Here is a 389-nt window from a genome sequence, read left to right as displayed (position 1 = left end):
AAACAGCCGTATGGGATTCATTACTAAATAACAAAAATAGTCTGCTTTATCATATTATTGACGGTAAAAAAGGCAGTTTTTGGGAACTTGTTTTACATAAACGTCTTAAAATTATGGAAGATGAACTGTCGACAATTTCTGAATTCCAACCACAATTAATGCATAAAACTAATAATGAAGAAATTAAAAAACATCTGCAACAGCAGGAAGAAAACCAGCTGAAAGCAGAACAGGAACGACAACAACAAACTAAAATCATTTTACAAGAACTTGAAGCTGAACAGTCCCAAAACCAATTGGATGAGAGTTTTTTCAGTGAAAAAGGTCAATTAATGTTAACGCTTTACTCCATGTTATTAACACGGGTATCTTCAGGAATAACTAATCGC

Annotated in this window: 1 protein-coding gene; it reads left to right on the top strand. The window is 32.9% G+C overall.

Annotation, left to right across the window (positions count from 1 at the left end; translation table 11 throughout):
• The coding region (locus tag H3S73_RS13615; RefSeq protein ID WP_198248930.1) for a hypothetical protein at positions 1-389 on the top strand (389 nt) is incomplete at both ends.

It is taken from the genome of Gilliamella sp. B14384G12 (genome assembly GCF_016101825.1).
GTDB classification, from domain to species: domain Bacteria; phylum Pseudomonadota; class Gammaproteobacteria; order Enterobacterales; family Orbaceae; genus Gilliamella; species Gilliamella apicola_N.
Note: the sequence above shows the minus strand (reverse complement) of the source record. Positions and strands in the feature narration are given on the sequence as shown.